Genomic DNA, 18,022 nt, shown 5'->3' with positions numbered 1-18,022 from the left:
CTGACCCTTGTCGTTTCTTTTGACTTCAATTTTCATGAATAATCAAGCGACGGAAAACCTTAGTTTATTTGGGGATGGGATGTCGCCTTGCCCTCTTTCGCTTTGATTTTGTTCTCCCGCAACTCTTTACTCCCAAGCCATCTTCTCTACCGCATCTTGCAGGTCTTTTGCTGAAGGTACAGTATATATCTTGGTGATATCCAGCGAAGAATGCGCTGCTATCATAGAAACTTTTCAAGGGATATCCCCATATCTACTGCGTTCTTACAAATTGCCATAGTCCATGTCTTGACTGAGCATTTCGATAGGGCAGCAGGAGCCGGCCTATAAATAATTCCCTATTTCCCGTTTATTACATCGGCGAAATCAAAGAATAAATGGCTCAGTTCAATCTTCCCTATATCGCTGGCATCATACCCGCAAGCATAAACATAGTATTGCGAGTTTTCGTTCTGCTTCAGCATAAATGGGGAGGCTGTTGCGCCTTTCAATAAGGAGTCTTGAAGCTTATCAATTCTATCTGTATTTTCAGGAATATCAATGTCTTGTACAACATAGCCAAACATAATATTTTGGAGATAATATGAGGAATATTGGGGTTGTGGATCGGGACTGAAGAAGCGCTCTACCCCCTCTGTTATGTACTTTTTATTAAGTGTAAATGTGCCGTCAATACGTTTACATTCGACAATATGATAGGCTTTCCCATCTCGAAAGTAGTCTCCAGAAATAACTTTGATGTCCGTTCTTCCGATATAACGGTCGGTCTCGCCATCATAGTGTTCCGGCGATTGAGGCTCGTATCGAAAAACACCCGGTTTTGCGTTCAGATACATAGCAATCAATCTGTTGGTAATAGCATCCTCATTGTTTTGCAGCAAGTTATCTGTAGCACCACAATCCGCTTTCATTTGCTTGCTGCATTTGGTGAGATGAGCAATTATGACATTTATGATGCCAGAATCAAATGCGCTGTTTATTATCTCCTTTTTGAAACCTGCCATCAGTTTTCCCCTCCATTCTTTCTGGAAAGGATCTGATCTGTTAATTCCATTAAATCGAGCTTTGCAATGGCAGGATGCCAATTCCTATAATAATTTGGTTTGATGATATAGAAAGAACGCTCATCAAAGTACATGATATCCTTGAGCGAATAAAATAGCTCATTCGTTTTATGTGCCGATAATTTTGCGAACATCTTTTTCTGATTATCGGTATTGCCATCTACAAGCACCAACCACTTCGCAGGTTTTTCGTCGAGAACAATCACCTCAATAGCGCCGTAGTGTTTTGCGACCGTAGAGTAGACATGTATTTGTATATATTTTCCCGTACCTGCAAATATTTCAGACAAGTAATCGTAGAAAAACTTCCCATATATCTCGTAGTCCGGTATAGTCGCTTTACGTTTAGCATCAGTATCATTTTTTCCTGTTAGTTGCGGTGTTTGTATACGAAGTGCATAATCAACAAACTCATTATCAGACAATCCAAAAGCTTTAAGAATTGTCCGGTTGAGTATATCAATTTCATCAGAAGCATCTGTATTGGTGATAAAGCCGTCATCTTGCCTTTTAATTGCTTGTATATCTTCAACTTGTCTGGCGATGTCCTCACTAAAAATAAAGGGAAAAGACAACACCTCTCCTATTTGGCGTTTTTCTCTTTCAATTCCTATAAATGAACCAAGCATGAGATTGAAATAAGCATATAACTTTGAGTTTAATAATCCAACGGCATTAAGCAAGAATGCCTTCTGGCTTAACGAACCCTTAATCGCATAGACAACCTCATGAAACACAAAATCAACTTCAGAGTATACCGCCTCCATTGTATAATCCGTCATATCAGGCCCCTGCATGACGAGACAATATGGCGCGTGAAACAAAGCTTCATTGCGCGGCCTGTGTATTTTTTCCTTTGCGAAAAGCGACGTATTGTTTTCAAATAGCACAAAGTGATTTATTGCGGATCTTGAGTCAAGGAGCAGACGCCCCAAAAGATGGGATGCATCATTTAAATCACCATCATTATATTGCACACCTGTACCTTTAATAATAGGAGGGTGCTGATTTTCAATACTTTCTTCTAATGTCTTAGTTGTTGTTTTCAGTCTGCGTATAGTGTCGACATCACCCGTTAATCCGTAAACTAAAGTTTTCCACGCCCAGTCATTTTCTATCAGCAATTTCTGCTGTACATTTTTAACATCGGTCTTGTCTAAAACGATGATATTGAACAATCGGAAGAACTCATTTCTTTTCAAAGAAATATGTTCAAACCTGTTTTCTGCCTGATTCACGTCTGAAAAATTGTATGATAAGACAATAGCAGGAGCATCTGCGTTTTTAAACACAAGTTTCCTAACCGACGACAGCTCAATTATACTTTTAATTTTTATATTTGTTAGCAAATACTTACGGAATTTCTTTGATGGACCTCCTTGCATGTAGAGCATTTTGGAATGCAGAACAAAGCAACACATTGTGTTTTCTTTGCTGAAATCTTTTGAACGCAGAATAAAGGCTCGGCAGGTATCATTATTTTGAATATACTGCATATGGCCATACTCTCGGCAATAGTCCACATGCTTTCCCGGTTTGCTCCCCCAAGGCGGGTTGCCTATTATAAAGTCAAAAGGAACTTTTTGTAAAGTCTTCAATCCATCTTCATCGAAAAAATCGCATACCAACAGATTATTTCCGCTCAAATCAGGCAAAGGGAATTGTTTTAGCGTTTTGGGGTTTTTATAATCCAACACAGCCAAGTAAAGCGAAAATATAGCTACATCAATGGCGCTCGGATTGAGATCAATACCAAAGATATCGTTTTTTAACGTATTGCATAAAAGGTCATCGTCTTCAGTATACAATTCACCGTTTAATTTGTTTTCAATCATACGACGATAACTATCTACCAAGAATACCCCCGAGCCGCATGATGGGTCGAGAACCTTACAAGACCCATTATTCTCGATATGTTTATTTATCGTCATATCAAGAATGTAGTCCACTAAATATTGGGGCGTATAGAAAGCTTTATCCTTGTCCCGTGCTTCTTTTCCGAGAAGAATTTCATAAATATTGCTAATCAATTCAACCGGAATGATATTAAAATCATATAAAGCAAAGAGGGAACGCTGTCCTGAACGCGTAGAAATATCAGCGGAGAGAAAATCCTTTAGTTCCCTAAGTGCTGATTCCGTCAGATTGTCCGGTATCTCGTCGTCAAGTTCAAAAAGGTTTCCGTTAAATTTACCCTTCAAATGAGCAAAAAGTTTGTACAAAGCAATCCTATCGCTTAGCAGTGCCAGCAATGCTTTCCTCGAAACCGCGACATCGGAAGAAAAGCCAAGATAGTCTAAATCTACACCACGGTCAATTAAATAGCGAATGAATATCAAGCGAAGCACAAGTTTAGTCGCAAATGGTACTTTGTGGTCATTCTTCAATTTGTCCGTCAGGTAAGTGAGGTTATCTAATAACGCATCATTAAGTTTTTTGCCACTAAATTTCTGAGAATATTTCTCCCAAAAGCTATGATCTGTAATTTCCCAAAATGAGAATGGAGAATTTGCATCAATCTCATCAACTGTATGAAATAAAATTGTCTCCGCTTCAATAAGGAGTTGAGTTCTTTGTTCGAGCGTGCATCCGTTGAATATTTTAATAGTTGATGAGCCGCAGAATATAGCTACCGGAATCTGTGCATTCCAAATCTTCTGGCTTATGATTTTTTGCTCATCTTGATTTGACGGTTCGTCAAAGAAAAGGACGAAAGGTTCGGCGTCCACCATATATGCCGCAAATGGCGACAACTCAGTTAAGACCTTGCTTGTATGCGCCGCCAAATTCTTTGAATCATAGTGATTACTTTTATATTTTAGGCATGGAGAATCAGCGTACCCAAGCCGCTTTATAATCTCGTTCAAATGTTTGCTCATGAGCCTTATATCTCCATTTCATGAAAACTACGCCTACTGACATCAGGTGTTGTCCGTCTATGCTACTTTTGGTGTAGCCACTACCGACATAGCAAATATCTACTCCCACGCCATCTTTTCTACCGCGTCTTGCAAGTCTTTTACTGATGGTACGATGTATATCTTGGTGACATCCAGCGATGAATGCCCTGCTATCATTGCGACTTTTTCAAGAGATATCCCCATGTCTACGGCATTTTTACAGAAGGTGTGTCTTAGGGTGTGGGGAGAAACATCTTCTAAGCGAGCTTGATAAGCATATTTATCAACGATATTCCATAGGGATCTTGAACTTAAAGCTCCCTTTTTCCCAGGAAACAAATCATCGGCAGTATGTTTTTCAAGCCACTGGGATAAGGTTTTACGGACAGTAGAGTTGAGGGGCACTTCTCGGTGTTTGTTTCCTTTGCCGATGAGGGACAGTAACCCGCTGCGAGGGCCGATTGTGATATTGTGCCGTCTCAGTCCTGCCAGTTCGCTGACTCTTAAACCCGTATGCAGTAGTGTAATGATTACTGCTTCATCCCTTAAATTGCCATACTCTTTTACTGCACGGATCAGGGCTGCCTGCTCATTTCTAGTGAGCCACCTGGGAGCCGGCTTTTTAGCATTGGCGATTAATTTCACATCTCTAGCCGGATTGTTCTGAACGATATCAGTTTCTTGACAGAACCTATAAAACGCCTTGATCGAATTTAGGTTGCGGTTTACGGTGGCCGGGGCTAACCCTATCCCGTTAGTTCCTGATGTCTGCATCCAGGTTCGATATTCCATTATGTCCAAAGTGGATACTGCCTGGGGAGCGAAAGCCCCGTGCCTGTCTGCCATCCACTTTAAAAACCTTTTTACATCTCCGGTGTACCCATCTGCAGATAAGCCGAGGTCGGCTTCCCGCAGGCTGGTGTAAAATTGCTGAAGGATATCGGGTTGATTTTTAGCGGCGAGTTTTAATTGCATATCTGCCTCCAAAGTTTTCGGAAGTGAAAAACTTACGTTAATTATTCGATTTGGGAGGGAAAATACCTCCTAAAAATAAAAAAACTTCCGAAAAGACTTATTTCCGGAAGCATCGATAGCATAGTATTGTCTTGGAAGAACAAGTGTATATCAAATCCTTTTATCATACTGCCCGCACAAGAACCTCATTCGGTTGTGGATAGGGGTCCTGCGTACCTAATGTTGCATGCAACGCACGGTAGGCGATTTTATATGAGTCCGGGTATCGTCATATTCTACTTCGTACATGGCACCTGTCGCGATCCGAATGGATCGGTTCCATGCTGCGATCATCTGCACCTTCTTCCCTATTAACGGTGCACAGTGCTATGAAACAGGGTGTAATAATGAGGGATTTCTAGGGATAAAAAAACATAACATAATCAACAAAGACAATAGAATAGGCTATTTGAGGATATATTAAGATTGCTCGGGCTGCTATGTTTATTTCTCCGGAGCCGGGTGCGGAGGTTCGATTCCTCTCAGGCGTACCATAAGAAGATTAAATCGGGGCAAAACCCCGATTTTTATTTAATAAATGATTAGGGATGGCCGTGATCATCCTCGGCCCATTCGTGGCCATTTATCACCCTTCATCACTGTTTGCGACTGGCTTTACTGTTGCGGTAACCCCTCATGCCTTTTTATGCGGTCTATAACCTTCATTAGTCACCCGACTCCCCATTTGCTGATTGATGTCAAAAAAAATTTTATGCCGTTCATAACCTTTATTAATATTAACGGAACTCTCCCCAGTCTCCGCCGCCTGTTTTAGTAACCTCATTCACTTTGGGAAAAGATATTTTTGAATTATACGCAGAGGAGCCAATTCAATTGCAATGGTCCTTGTTATTAGACTTCCAAATAATCGTAACCATCGTCTCACTTCTGGCTGCCTGGAAATTCGGTGATTGGAAACACTGGGAGCTTTATTATCCCACGCTGCTGTTCACCGTTTTGGTGAACTTTGTCTACAATCTGATTTCCTATAATTTCCCGCTGTGGGAATACGAATCCCCGTTGCTGAAGACCACCGGCAGCGATTTACTGCTGAACCTGACCGCATTCCCCGCATTGATACTGCTCTACCTTACTCATCTGGTCAGACTGCTGCAAAGCCAGAAGAAAAGGTATATGCCTTTATATCTGCTGGGGTGGATCGTGTTCTTAGCCTCATTGGAATGGACTTCCTATAATCTGGGGTTCTTTTCCTATCATAATGGCTGGAGCATCTGGTGGTCGCTGCTGTTTGATTGCATAATGTTTCCCGTGATATGGCTGCATTTCAAAAAACCTCTCTGGGCTGTAGCCCTTGCTGTATTTTTCACCTTTCTGTTCATGGGGCATTTTGGGCTTCCCTTCAGCAGTATAAAATAGCGGTCCATAATGATTCCACAGCCCGCATAAAGATCAATGCGATAATCACATAGCCGGGTATCCCGGTCTTGTTCAAGGCTGATTTGCACAGTATCTGCCGTGGTATTAATTTGGCTGACACACTCCCCTTTTCATTTCCCGGCTGTACGGCAGGCCTATTTTGAGAAAATCAATCTCCGCCTGTAGCGGGCCCAGAATTCAGCATATCATGAATATAATCAAGAACATTGTGCTTTCTGGGCGATACGGTTTCTTTTATAGATTAGTGCAGGCCCGATTACAGCCAGCCCCGCTCATATTGGCCTGGTATCCGGGCCCCGCGCCTGCTCTATGGCAACTTTAGCGGAATGATCACTTTGTTGACTTCGCTGCCGTCTTTCATGCTGATCTCAAAGACTTCCAACTGCCCCTCTTCAGCCTCTGCCGGGGTAAAGGCCAACTCAGCTGAAAACTCTCCCCGTTCCGGGGCGCCGGCTGAAGCCTGGGTATGGCCTTCGGCCAGAACCTTCCCGCCGGCTTCTTTCAATCGGAAGTTCACCATGGCTTCAAATATCATCGCACTGCCCTCGATTTTAACCGGGCTGGATACGGTCTGTCCCGGGGTTGGAGCAGTCGCCCAGATGACCGGTTCGTAAACCGAGTTAAGGTTGCGTTCAAAAGGCTGGTCATGCAGTCCTACATGCCCCCACCAGTCCAAACCATTTTCGACCCGACCGTCAACCGTGAACTGTACTTTTTGAACGGTGGGGAACTCGGTCAGGGTATTGACAATGCTGGCTATACCCAGAGCCTCCCCGGTGGCCCCGACATTGGCCTGCAATACCTCGGCTGAAAAGTCGACCGTAGCCAAGCCTTGCTCGATTTTTATGCCCAGGACTCCGGTATCGGCCGGGAGCACCCGATAAGCTCCGTCAGTCTGGGGTGTTCCTGTGATCAGTTCATTCAAAGCTGCCCCGGCAACAGCCTCGCTTTTCTCCACCTTATGCACTTCGCGCACCAGGTACATATTGTCAGCCGTACTTTTCACATAGTAAACCGCCACATCCATGGTCTGGACAGCCTGTGGGCCGGATGGAGCGGGCTGGGGTTTGGGGGTCTTCTGCGACCAACACCCGGTTGCTCCTATTAACAACAAAAACAATAACAGTATAGCGGCATTTCTAAACCGGCGGATCTGTCTGTCCGACTTATGCTTTATCAAGGCCCGCGCCCGGATTGCTGATAATCGTGGCATCTGATATAACCTCCCTCTCCCTGCTAAAAAGCCAAAGATGGTTTGTATCCCCAGTATAACATCTGAAATAGGGCCTCATTAGGGGTAAAAAGGGGGCTTTTCACTGTAATTTATGAACATGTTGCGGCGGTTTTGGTCGCAATCTGGCTTCTTGAAAGCTGTAAAAACAAGCAACGTTAAAAAGAATGCGCATCATGGCAGGATTTATCGAAAATTCGCCGAAAATATTATATATCAATTGCATATTTTCTCCGAGCTGTACTGCCTAAAACCATACAGGTTATGGCAATCAGCCGACGGGTTAGCCTGGAAACGGGGTGGCCTCCCGTGCTTGGAAAGGAGAGTGCAGTAAAACAGCGATAATTGTATCAGCGCTGGTTGACCAATCCTGGCATGGCCAGGATTTTTGTTTTACGGAAGTTGTTTAATAAGCCGGGATATAATCTGGACGCAATGCTCTGCAGCCTTTAACCCGCTGGAATATGCCTCGGGCCCTCCAGAGGTTTCAGCGAGAGGATCCATAACTATGGGAGTCTGCCGGGGCCTTAGCCCCGCCCCGGCAGATTACTCCTGGATTAAGATCAGTCCGCCAAAGAACCTTTGAGTCCGGGCCGCCACCGCCGTTGCAGCGCCTCAGGCGTATTTATAAAGCCGCGGCATATAATGCTATTAGAACAGTAATTATAATGCCTCATTACATAATTCAACACCTGGGGGAATAGGAAATGAGACTTTATATCTCTATCGATGATACCGACAATTTGGAGAGCAGAGGCACCGGCAAACTTGCCTCCCTGCTGATCGATGAACTTGTCGACAGACACTGGGGCAGCGCCCAGCCTATCACCCGCCACCAGTTGTATGTTCATCCCGATATCGCCTACACTTCACACAACAGTTCCATGTGTTTCGGGTTTGATACCGGGGCGCACCTGTTGCAGGATATCATCGATCTGGCTGGGGAATTTCTCCGCAAGGAGAGCGCGCCTGGATCAGATCCTGGCTTGTGCGTGGCTGCGGTTCCCGGACTGACCTGGACCGATGAGGTGATAGCTTTCGGGTTCCGGGCCAAAGAAGAAGTTCTCAGCAAAAGGGAGGCTTATGAATTAGCCCGAAAAGTCGGTGTTCACCTATCTGAACATGGCGGTACCGGAATCGGAGTGATTGGCGCTTTGGCCGGAGTGGGGCTTAGAGTAGGCGGCAATGACGGCCGCTTCCGGGGCAAGATCGAGATTGAGCCCGCCTGGACAGCTATCACTGTAGCTAGTTTGATAGAGCGCACCCATGTGGATGAAGTGCAAACCACTGCGGGACTGCGCCTGCCTGATAATGAGCTTATCCTCCTGGGAGAGACGGTGAAACCGGTGCTCTTAAACGGGCGCTGCATCCTGCTGGTATATCCTACTGAAAAAACCGGGACCGGTGAGCCCAGGTGGCAAACCTGCACTAAGTCCTATGTGAGGATGTACTGATTCATTTCAACTGGGATTTTCTCAAGAGCAAGACATAAAGCCATGGGTTTTATTACACCTTAATTAAGAGTTTTTGCAGGACGGGGATGATTCAGTAAATGGTTTCATTTGAGCCCATTTACTGAATCATTCCCGTCATTTTAGTGTTGATATTTTGCCGGGCTTTGAAGTTGGATTGAAATGAATCAATATCTAAACGGAAGCTTGCGGGGGTAGGATTCATGAGGCGTAGTAACACCATTGCCTTGCCTTGAATACTCTATCACTAGAATATTAATATATCGGAGAGGTTGGTTTATATAATGAGTATTTATGGAGATTCTTTTGAGTGGCTGCTGGTGCGCTATCGTCACAGAAAAAAGCGGCCGCTGGTCCGCAAAAGGGGCGGCGGCGTAAGTACATCCGATGATTCCCTGGCCGGTTTGAGCGAAGCTTTAAAAAGCGCCGGTGAGCCCAATGTGTCAAGTCTTGATGCCTGGGGTTACGTATTTCACATAAATACCCAGAACATAGCGGTCGGGGCTCCGGTTAACTTCAGCAATAATGGCCCTTTAATGGGCATCACCCACGCACCCGGCACATCCAACATAGAAGTCGCTGCGGCAGGGACATATAATATTTCTTTTGCGGTTTATACGGCGCAGAACAACCCTCAGGATTGGGCGGTGGTAGTGAATGGCATGGTCAGGTCGCGATTCAATTCTGCCGGTCAAACCATACATGGTTCAACCTTATTAACGCTAAATGCAAATGACGGAGTAACCATCCGCAATGTAAACACCCTCCCCAGCCCCGCAACACTGAGGCAAGGCCCCTTCACAACCGCCTATGTATTAATATTGAAAGTGGATTAACATCATGGCCTGATCAGCTCTGTACCTCAAGAATAGTAAATATCATGCAAAAAGACCGGGGGCTATGCCGGCCCGGTCTTTTCTGGGAGCAATATCGGTTATTGCAGTTTTTTGCCTTCGGGAGAGTTGGGGAAAAACAAGGGTTCGCCATACTTGTCTTTGCCGAACTCCTTGACGATCTTCTGACCTTCGGCTGAAACTAGCCAGGCGATAAAGTCTTGGGCCCCTTCCGCGTTGATGTTGGGGAATTTGGCCGGATTGACCGGTATCAGGGTGATGTAGTTGAGCAGCAACTCATCATTTTCAACTAATACCTGCAACTTGATCTTATCCTTAGTGGTGATATAAGTAGCCCGGTCCATAAGGGTATAGGCCTTTTGTTCATCGGTGTAGAGCAGGGTGGGGACATTGCCGCTGGCCCCTTTTTCATAGATGCGATACCATTCTCCGCTAGGCTTGATGCCGGCCGCATCCCAAACCTCGATTTCCTTTACATTGGTGCCGGATTTGTCGCCCCGACTGATAAACAGCGATTTGCTGTCGGCAATTTTTTTGAGAGCCGCAGTGGCTGATTTTTCGCCCTTAATTCCGGCAGGATCCTCGGCCGGACCAACGATGACGAAATCATTGTACATGAAATCGACTCTCTCGGTGCCATAACCGTCAGCAACGAATTTTTCTTCCAGGGCTTTGGCATGAACCACTACTAAATCCACGCTGCCACCCTCTGCAATCTTGAGCGCCGCACTGGTTCCGGCTCCAACATGACGAACCCTTACTCCGGTTTGTTGTTCATAAGCATCCTCAAGAGCGCCTATGATGCCGGCATCGATCGGGCCGATAGTACTGGATAAAAACACCTGTTTGACTTCTTTGACCGGAGCGGGCTGCTGCTGGCTGCATCCCGGCAGGGCAAAACACCCGACCGCCAGCAAAACCACCAGCAACAAAGCTATATGCCTGTGCCTCTTCACACTTTCATACTCCTCTCACATTCTGAATTTATCATTGACCGTACAGTCGGCTACTGCTTGCCGGCTCACGATCTCCCCGTCTTCCATGTAATAGATGATGTCAGTCAGATCCATGGCCTCCCTGATATGATGGGTCACCATGACAGTGGTTATCTTCTGCTCTTTTAAGAGTCTGCCGATGTCCTGCTTGAATTCATTGCGGGTTTCTTTGTCCAAATTGCTGAAGGGTTCATCCAGCAATATGATCTCCGGCTGCAAGACCAAAGCCTGCGCGATAGCCACCCGCTGGGCCTCTCCCCCGGAAAGCGACCTGGCCCGTTGTCTGGCCAGATGAGCTATGCCCAGCCTTTCCAGCCAGGGTTTCACCTGTCTCTCCCGCTGTTTGCGACTCATATGGCGGAATTTGAGACCTAATTCCACATTCTCCATCACACTCAAATCGAGCATCATGGGCTTTTGGAAAACCATTGCCATTCTGCGCCGCAAATCCAAAAGGGTTTGATCTTTGCCCTTTTTGCCGAACCAGGTGATTGTGCCCGTAGTCGGTTCCAACAACGCCGCCATAATCAGCATCAGACTGCTTTTCCCGGCGCCATTGGGTCCCATCAGGCTGATGGACTGCCCGTCTTCCAGGGAAAAATAAGGGATATTCAGGATGGTTCGCCGGCCTAATACCAGGGTCATAGCTTTGATTTCGATGACCTTATCCATTGTTGCTTCTCCATTGCTGCAAGATAGTCAAGAGCGCGGTAACGCCGTAGGCCAGCAGAAGCAGAATAATGCTTAAGGCGATGGCCACATCGAAGTTGCCTTTGTTGACCTCCATAACCGTAGCCGTTGTCAACACCCTGGTCTGGCCTTTAATATTGCCGCCCACCATCATGGAAGCGCCAACCTCGGACACCACTCCTCCAAAACCAGCCATGACAGCAGCCAGCAGTCCCAACTTGGCTTCCTTGACCAGGCTCCATAACATCTGCAGGCGGTTGGCGCCTAGTGCCAGTAATTGCATCCGCAACCGGGGATTGATCTGCTGAATCGCCGCCAGGGTAAAACTGACCACTATCGGAGAGGCAATCACCGCCTGGGCGATGATGATCGCCAGAGGGGTATAAATGATATTCAAATCCCCAAAAGGGCCTGACCGCCATAAAAATATACTGACCCATAATCCTACCACTACTGGCGGCAGGCCCATGCCGAAATTAGCCAGACTGACAAGAAAATTGCGACCAGGGAACCGACCCAGGGCTAAAATGGCTCCCAGGGGAACACCGATTAAAACGCTTACCAGGGTGGCTGTTCCCGATACCTTGAGGGTAAGCCAGGTAACCTCCAATACTTCCGGATCCAAGGCGAACAGCATCTGAAATGCCTTGACCAGACCTTGCCAGATCAGTTCCACATGATCACCCCAAGCTATGAATTAATGGTTTATTTACCGAGATCCGCCTCATTCTTGCCGGCATCAGCATAGAACAGAGGCTGCCCGTATTCTGCCACCTTGAATTCCGAGATAATCTTCTGGGTGTCAGGCGCTATCATGAACTCGACAAAAGCCTTGGCGCCAGCCGCATTGACTTTGGGGAACTTCTCGGGGTTGACCTGCATGACATGATAGATATTCAACAGAGCTTTTTCGCCTTCCACCAGTATCGCCAGACTGAGGTTCTTCTTCTGAGCCAGGTAGGTGGCGCGGTCGGTCAGAGTATAGCCTTCCTTCTGCTGGGCTACGGTAAGGGTCTGTCCCATGCCCTGGCCGGTTTCCTGATATTTGTCACTCACGGTGGGGGTTATTCCGGCAGCTTTCCATAGATTCTTCTCCATAGTGTGGGTTCCGGAATTATCACCGCGAGAGATAAACAGGGCGCCTTTTTCATTGATTTTCTTGAAAGCCTCGGCAGCGGTCGCAGTTCCCTTTATCTGCGCGGGATCGCTCTCCGGTCCGACGATGATAAAATCGTTATGCATAACCAGCTGGTAATTGATGGCTTCGCCGTTATCCACTATCGGTTTCTCCTGAGAAGGTGCATGCGTCAGCAGCACATCGGCTTCGCCCTTCTGGCCCATAGTTATTGCTGCTCCGGTCCCGACCGCAACAGTTTTAACCACATATCCGGTCTTCTTTTCAAACTCCGGAACCAAGACATCCAACAGGCCGCTGTCCTGTGTACTGGTAGTAGTGGCCAAAATGACATCCTTGGTCTGTTCAGCAGCTGGGGGCGCTTGCTGCTGCGGCTGTTGCTGAGCACAGCCTACAATGCTTAATATGAATATTAATAGAATAGCCAGGGGTAAAAACCTTTTTTTCGACAACATTAATAGTCCCTCCCTAATATTACATTTCTAAGGCTATAGCTGTCCTCCATACGCATATACAAAAAGGTCAAACCCGCCATGAGCAGTTTCGACCCCGGGGATTGATCATCACTCTCCTTTCCAATGCGGGAGGCGCAGTCGTTTCCATCTGCCCCCATTGTCCTGCCCTCCATACTTACCATCAGCTGCAGGTGACCAGGATCGGAGCTAGATTTTTATAGGTATGTATGCAGTTTCAGCCGAAACATAAAGCCGAACCCGCAAATAAAGCAGATTCGGCTCTTAAGTCAGACCCAGTTACTCTCCTTTCCAAATGCGGGAGGCGCAGTCGTTTCCATCTGCACCCATCGTCCTGCCCTCCATACTCACCATCAGCTGCAGGTGGTCAGGATCGGAGAAAATATTCAATGTTATACTAACTTTCGGCAAAGGAAGACTTTTTCCTGCTATTTTTCCAAATTTTCCGTTTATACGCCATAGTGGCAAACATGTATAATCCCAATCTTATTTATGGAAGGTAATGGGTTCTGACTTACTGTGAAAATGTGGTTAAATAACCCAACATTCGCTTATACTTAACCTAGGACAAACTTGAAAGAAAGGATGGGGTTTTATGTCAAAAGGGAAAATTTTTGTGCGCGAACGCCGCAAGGTCCAAGAGGGCGAGAAGAAGCCCCGTTTTGTTGTGGTTGGTGTAGCTGGAATGGATTTGAGGCTGCATGCCAAGCACATCCGGCGCATGGAACTCGAGCAGATGGCCGCAGCATTGGGTGCTGAGATAATCTATCTGGAATCCGGCAAGGATGAAGAAGCAGACATCGATGAAGATTAGTAATAAAACTGGGGAAAGGCGGATTAGGCTGTGGCACTGATACGGGAAAGAGACAGTAAGAGACTGCACGTCAAAAGCAAATTAATGGGTGAGTCCCTGGTCAGCAAGAGCTTTTTGCAGGGTCTGGAGCAGAAGGAGCAATTCCGGGCCCTGCCGCAGGTGAGTGTAATAAAAATCGGCGGGCAAAGCATCACTGACATGGGCGCCAAAGCGGTGTTGCCCATCCTGCAGGAAATTGTGGCCAACGCGCCTGAACACAAGATGATTATATCCACCGGCGGCGGCACCCGCTCCCGCCATGTCTATTCCATCGCCATGGAATTGGGCATGCCCACCGGGGTTATAGCCAAACTGGGGCAGAGCGTCTCCGAGCAAAACGCCCTGATGCTCTCCACCCTCTTGATGCCTCATGGAGGAATAAAGGTCGGGCACGACGATATACCCAAACTGGCGGCTTATTTCTCGCAGGGATGCATCCCCGTCATTCACGGCATGCCCCCTTACGGATACTGGGAGCACCTCCCTGCCCAAGGCAGTCTGCCCCCCAACCGCACCGATGTAGGGGCTTACCTGCTTTCCGAGGTGATCGGCGCCCGACAGTGCATCTATATCAAAGATGTTGACGGCCTCTATGAGGATAACCCCAAATTATACCCTGAGGCGAAATTTATCCCCCGTATCGGCGCCCGGGAATTACAGGCCATGAAACTGGATGACCTGGTGGTGGAGTGGACGGTTTTGGATATGCTGACCCGCTCGCGCAGCGTCAAAGAAATACATATTGTCAATGGCCTGAAACCCGGCAATATAACCCGGGCTTTGAAAGGCGAACATGTAGGCACTATCATTTACAACGACGAAGAGAACTAGTGCTGTCACATACCTTAAATCCCGGCTTTCTTCTTCATGCCGCCACATTATGGTATAATGAAATATGATTTCGAACTAGGGCTTTGTCCACCTTGGTAAAGTGTGGTCTTTCCATCCCGGCATCGTGGTGGAAAGACCTTTTTGTTGAGGTTTTGACTGTTGAAGAGTCCCGTTCCGATAAAAACTCAGGGTTTTCTGGGGTTCTATTCTGAATAGGCCCTACTTATTCAAGCTTTGTAGAAACGGGGAGGGTGAATGATGAAACCTTTGATTCAGGTTTGCGGAGATCCTACAGTAGACTGGTTCCGCATACATAATGAAGATATTACCGTGCGCGGCGGGGTTTATTACTGGCAGCGCCACAAAGAAGATGACCGGGTGCGGCTCAGTTCGCAGCCGGGGGGTTTTGCCCTGGTACGACAGGTTCTGAAGGCCATGATCCCGGAGCAAATCGCGGCTGTGGAAGGCGCCCCCTTGGCTGAGAACCTGCTCAACCGTCCCAAAGACCGGCAGGTCACCACCTCCTGGACCTTGTGGAAAGAATTTTTCAATTCATCCGGCCATCGCAGCGCTTATCGCCTTTGGAAATGGCATGAATTTGAGCCGGCTAAATGGGATTATCAGACTGCCCGGCTTCAGGGCAACCCGGACCTGCTGTTGATTCAAGACAGCGGCCTGGGGTTTCGTCATTGTGAAGAAGGCTGGCCTGAAGCACTGAGCCTGGAGAGCCAAAACAGCGGCCTGCTTCCGGCACAGTTGATTATCAAGCTGGGTCAATATTATGATGGTCAGGCCAATCCCCTGCTGAATCGCATCGCGGAACTAGGCTTGGAGGACCGCACCATCATTCTCAGCTCATTAAGCGACCTGCGCGCCTGTGCGGTTAAGGTCAGCATTTCCCTTTCCTGGGAAAAAGTCCTGGAGGAAGTGGTCGGTGCGGTTCTAAGCCCTCACGGACCTTTTCTGGATGCCGACCGGAGCACCATCAAATACCAGCAGGTAATAGTCCCCATCGGTTTGAGCGGGGCGGTCGTGGTGGGACGGGATTACCATACCCTGATCTTTGACCGCAATGGACAAGAAGGTCACTTTGCCGCACTGTATCCCGGACAAATCATTGGCGATAATACCTGCATCCTAGGAGCCCTGGCCGCTAGCTGGGCCGCAAATACGGCGGCGACAGACTGGATAAAGGCCTCCCGGTTGGGGATTGAACTGGCCCGTCTGCTGCAAATCGAAGGTTATGAAGTGGTAGAGTGGGAGCAGCATAAGCATCTGCAATTTCCCTATCAAACCATCGCTTCCGCTTTCCGGGAGCTGAGCCGCGACCGCTTTGGCAGCATGGGGCAGCCGCATTGGTCCGCGATATCAGACCTGGGGGTGTTTGTGGATGAAGCCCGCTCCGCTTTATTAAAACCGGGACGCTGGACGATACTGGAAGATGACCTGTTAATAAATTACAACCCGGGCTGTTCAAAGGATACCGAATGCATCGGCTCCGTGCACGATTGTGCCAAAAACGTGGTGGTTTACGGCCCCCAACAGGCCCTGCAAGGTGTTCCTGTGGAAATCATCGGGGGCTGGAGCAGTGCCGACCGGCAGGAAATAGAAGGGGTGCGCGGGGTGAATAATGCCATGCGCGAATACTTCCAGCTCAAGAACCCGGAAACCCCGCTTTGCGTAGCGGTGTTTGGCCCGCCCGGTTCGGGCAAATCCTTTGTCATTAAAGAAATCGCCCGCGGGCTGGGTATTGGTGAAAAGGCGCAGCTAACCTTCAACCTGTCGCAATTCGACTCCCCCGCCGAGCTGCAGAACGCCTTCCATCAGGTGCGCGATTTAAATCTCAAGGGGAAAATGCCCCTGGTCTTCTGGGATGAATTTGACACTCCCTGCGAAGGCCTTCCCCTGGGATGGCTGCGCTATTTTCTGGCTCCCATGCAGGACGGTGAATTCACTTATGAAGGCTTATCACATCCCCTGGGGGGCGGCATTTTTGTCTTTGCCGGGGCAACCCGCCATTCCTTTGAAGAATTTCGCTCCGGAGACAACGCTGAGGATAGAGCCGCCAAAAAACCGGATTTCATCAGCCGTTTAAGGGCTTTCATCAATATCAAAGGCATCAACGGCAATCCCAATTCGGTAGAAGACCGCCTCTATGTCATCCGCCGGGCCTTTATCCTTCGCCAGTACCTGGAGACCAACGCCGCTCATCTCAAGATAAACGGGCAGTTTGAAATCGAGCCAAGTGTGCTGGATGCCTTTTTACTGGTTAGCCGTTACTGGCACGGAGCGCGCTCCCTGGAGAATCTGCTCAAGATGAGCAGCCTGGCGGACAAGCGCAAGTACGAGTTATCCAGCCTGCCCCCTGATCATATTGTGGAAATGCATGTCAATATGAAGGAGTTCAACGATCTCACCAAACTTGGCCGCCGTGAGCTGCTGCGCATAGGCATCACCGGGCATGTTAACCTGGATCCCGAGGAGATCGGCATTCTCAGCCGGTCTATCGACAGGGTGATCGCTTTCATAGAAAGGCAATTCCCGGCCCATTATCTGACCGTATTTTCTCCCCTGGCAGCCGGGGCTGACCGCCTGGTAGCAGGTGCGCTGCTAAAAGATGAAGCGGCCCGCCTCATCGCGGTACTCCCCTTTTCTATGCAGAGATATTTGGAAACTTTCGGCGCTAGCGAAGATTACCGCCATGATCCGGCCGGGGCCGAGCTGCGCAGCGAGTATGAGTACTGGATCAACAACCGGGCTATAGAAGTGATAGAGATGCCGCCAACTCCGACCCGGCGTCTTGCTTACCTCAAAGCGGGGCAGTTTATCGCCGAGCATAGCAATGTTATCATCGTGGTCTGGGATGGCAACCGCCAGAAATATTCCTCGGTAACCGCCCAAGTGGTGGCCAGGGCAGAAGCACTTAAGATTCCTATTTGTCACATCTGGGCGCAAAATTATCGCTCAGAATCCTGCCAGGCCAATATCAAGCCCCGGCACGGAGAGATCCGCTACAAGAATTTTCCCGGGCAGCCCCCGGACATGTGGACCAGTATCGCAGCTGAATAAAGACTATACCGCGGAGACGGGGTTGACAATGGGTCCGTTCCCA

General features: G+C 47.9%; 14 protein-coding genes and 3 riboswitches. Of the genes, 6 read left to right on the top strand and 8 right to left on the bottom strand.

Going from position 1 to position 18,022, the window contains the following annotated elements; genetic code table 11:
- Window positions 1-338 precede the first annotated feature (338 nt).
- The 3 genes from B2633_RS16130 to B2633_RS16120 form a co-directional block, all read right to left on the bottom strand.
- Window positions 339-1,004, bottom strand: coding sequence for a hypothetical protein (locus B2633_RS16130; RefSeq protein WP_483171714.1), 666 nt, complete (start codon window positions 1,002-1,004; stop codon window positions 339-341).
- On the bottom strand, window positions 1,004-3,943 hold the full coding sequence (locus B2633_RS16125) for an N-6 DNA methylase (RefSeq protein WP_483171713.1): 2,940 nt from the start codon (window positions 3,941-3,943) through the stop codon (window positions 1,004-1,006). Before B2633_RS16125 ends, B2633_RS16130 begins: the two co-directional genes overlap by 1 nt.
- Before the next feature lie 99 nt (window positions 3,944-4,042).
- Entirely contained in the window at window positions 4,043-4,939 is an 897-nt protein-coding gene (locus tag B2633_RS16120) for a tyrosine-type recombinase/integrase (protein WP_483171712.1), read from the bottom strand.
- 828 nt (window positions 4,940-5,767) lie between these two features.
- Here B2633_RS16120 and B2633_RS16115 point away from each other — a divergent pair.
- Window positions 5,768-6,355: a CBO0543 family protein gene (locus tag B2633_RS16115; RefSeq protein ID WP_483171711.1), complete on the top strand. Its 588-nt coding sequence runs from the start codon at window positions 5,768-5,770 to the stop codon at window positions 6,353-6,355.
- Window positions 6,356-6,683: 328 nt separating this feature from the next.
- Here the strand turns inward: B2633_RS16115 and B2633_RS16110 are convergent, their stop codons facing one another.
- On the bottom strand, window positions 6,684-7,589 hold the full coding sequence (locus B2633_RS16110; RefSeq protein WP_483171710.1) for a Gmad2 immunoglobulin-like domain-containing protein: 906 nt from the start codon (window positions 7,587-7,589) through the stop codon (window positions 6,684-6,686).
- 237 nt (window positions 7,590-7,826) lie between these two features.
- A riboswitch (molybdenum cofactor riboswitch) is annotated at window positions 7,827-7,947 on the top strand.
- Window positions 7,948-8,314: 367 nt separating this feature from the next.
- On the opposite strand from B2633_RS16110, the gene B2633_RS16105 reads away from it, so the two are divergent.
- Window positions 8,315-9,061, top strand: a complete 747-nt coding sequence (locus tag B2633_RS16105) for a hypothetical protein (protein ID WP_483171709.1) — start codon at window positions 8,315-8,317, stop codon at window positions 9,059-9,061.
- 302 nt (window positions 9,062-9,363) lie between these two features.
- Window positions 9,364-9,915 (top strand): BclA C-terminal domain-containing protein, encoded by a 552-nt coding sequence (locus tag B2633_RS16100; protein WP_483171708.1) that lies wholly within the window; start codon window positions 9,364-9,366, stop codon window positions 9,913-9,915.
- A gap of 98 nt (window positions 9,916-10,013) precedes the next feature.
- On the opposite strand, the gene B2633_RS16095 is transcribed toward B2633_RS16100, so the two are convergent.
- The 4 genes from B2633_RS16095 to B2633_RS16080 are packed head-to-tail and all read right to left on the bottom strand — an operon-like array spanning window position 10,014 to window position 13,208.
- Entirely contained in the window at window positions 10,014-10,889 is an 876-nt protein-coding gene (locus B2633_RS16095; RefSeq protein ID WP_483171707.1) for an ABC transporter substrate-binding protein, read from the bottom strand.
- A gap of 15 nt (window positions 10,890-10,904) precedes the next feature.
- Window positions 10,905-11,600 (bottom strand): ABC transporter ATP-binding protein, encoded by a 696-nt coding sequence (locus B2633_RS16090; protein WP_481039656.1) that lies wholly within the window; start codon window positions 11,598-11,600, stop codon window positions 10,905-10,907.
- Window positions 11,593-12,294, bottom strand: a complete 702-nt coding sequence (locus B2633_RS16085; protein ID WP_483171706.1) for an ABC transporter permease — start codon at window positions 12,292-12,294, stop codon at window positions 11,593-11,595. Before B2633_RS16085 ends, B2633_RS16090 begins: the two co-directional genes overlap by 8 nt.
- A gap of 29 nt (window positions 12,295-12,323) precedes the next feature.
- Entirely contained in the window at window positions 12,324-13,208 is an 885-nt protein-coding gene (locus B2633_RS16080) for an ABC transporter substrate-binding protein (RefSeq protein WP_483171705.1), read from the bottom strand.
- A gap of 97 nt (window positions 13,209-13,305) precedes the next feature.
- Window positions 13,306-13,427: riboswitch (molybdenum cofactor riboswitch) on the bottom strand.
- Between the two features lie 67 nt (window positions 13,428-13,494).
- Window positions 13,495-13,617: riboswitch (molybdenum cofactor riboswitch) on the bottom strand.
- Window positions 13,618-13,821: 204 nt separating this feature from the next.
- Here B2633_RS16080 and B2633_RS16075 point away from each other — a divergent pair.
- The 3 genes from B2633_RS16075 to B2633_RS16065 all read left to right on the top strand — a co-directional run bounded on the left by B2633_RS16075 (window position 13,822) and on the right by B2633_RS16065 (window position 17,979).
- Window positions 13,822-14,040, top strand: a complete 219-nt coding sequence (locus tag B2633_RS16075; RefSeq protein ID WP_481039662.1) for a hypothetical protein — start codon at window positions 13,822-13,824, stop codon at window positions 14,038-14,040.
- A 30-nt stretch (window positions 14,041-14,070) separates the two neighbouring features.
- Window positions 14,071-14,910: an amino acid kinase family protein gene (locus tag B2633_RS16070; protein WP_483171704.1), complete on the top strand. Its 840-nt coding sequence runs from the start codon at window positions 14,071-14,073 to the stop codon at window positions 14,908-14,910.
- Between the two features lie 258 nt (window positions 14,911-15,168).
- The gene (locus B2633_RS16065; RefSeq protein WP_483171703.1) at window positions 15,169-17,979 is read left to right on the top strand and encodes an ATP-binding protein; all 2,811 of its coding nucleotides are present in this window, start codon (window positions 15,169-15,171) and stop codon (window positions 17,977-17,979) included.
- Window positions 17,980-18,022: the final 43 nt, after the last annotated feature.

This window comes from Syntrophomonas sp. UBA1041 (assembly GCF_002316705.1).
GTDB lineage: Bacteria > Bacillota > Syntrophomonadia > Syntrophomonadales > Syntrophomonadaceae > DTU019.
Note: the sequence above shows the minus strand (reverse complement) of the source record. Positions and strands in the feature narration are given on the sequence as shown.

Excerpts from the sequence above, each read along its gene's own strand:
- B2633_RS16100 (WP_483171708.1), top strand. The coding sequence starts at position 9,364 with ATGAGTATTTATGGAGATTCTTTTGAGTGGCTGCTGGTGCGCTATCGT.
- B2633_RS16065 (WP_483171703.1), top strand. The coding sequence starts at position 15,169 with ATGAAACCTTTGATTCAGGTTTGCGGAGATCCTACAGTAGACTGGTTC.
- B2633_RS16075 (WP_481039662.1), top strand. The coding sequence starts at position 13,822 with ATGTCAAAAGGGAAAATTTTTGTGCGCGAACGCCGCAAGGTCCAAGAG.
- B2633_RS16090 (WP_481039656.1), bottom strand. The coding sequence starts at position 11,600 with ATGGATAAGGTCATCGAAATCAAAGCTATGACCCTGGTATTAGGCCGG.
- B2633_RS16120 (WP_483171712.1), bottom strand. The coding sequence starts at position 4,939 with ATGCAATTAAAACTCGCCGCTAAAAATCAACCCGATATCCTTCAGCAA.
- B2633_RS16110 (WP_483171710.1), bottom strand. The coding sequence starts at position 7,589 with ATGCCACGATTATCAGCAATCCGGGCGCGGGCCTTGATAAAGCATAAG.
- B2633_RS16130 (WP_483171714.1), bottom strand. The coding sequence starts at position 1,004 with ATGGCAGGTTTCAAAAAGGAGATAATAAACAGCGCATTTGATTCTGGC.
- B2633_RS16105 (WP_483171709.1), top strand. The coding sequence starts at position 8,315 with ATGAGACTTTATATCTCTATCGATGATACCGACAATTTGGAGAGCAGA.
- B2633_RS16080 (WP_483171705.1), bottom strand. The coding sequence starts at position 13,208 with ATGTTGTCGAAAAAAAGGTTTTTACCCCTGGCTATTCTATTAATATTC.
- B2633_RS16125 (WP_483171713.1), bottom strand. The coding sequence starts at position 3,943 with ATGAGCAAACATTTGAACGAGATTATAAAGCGGCTTGGGTACGCTGAT.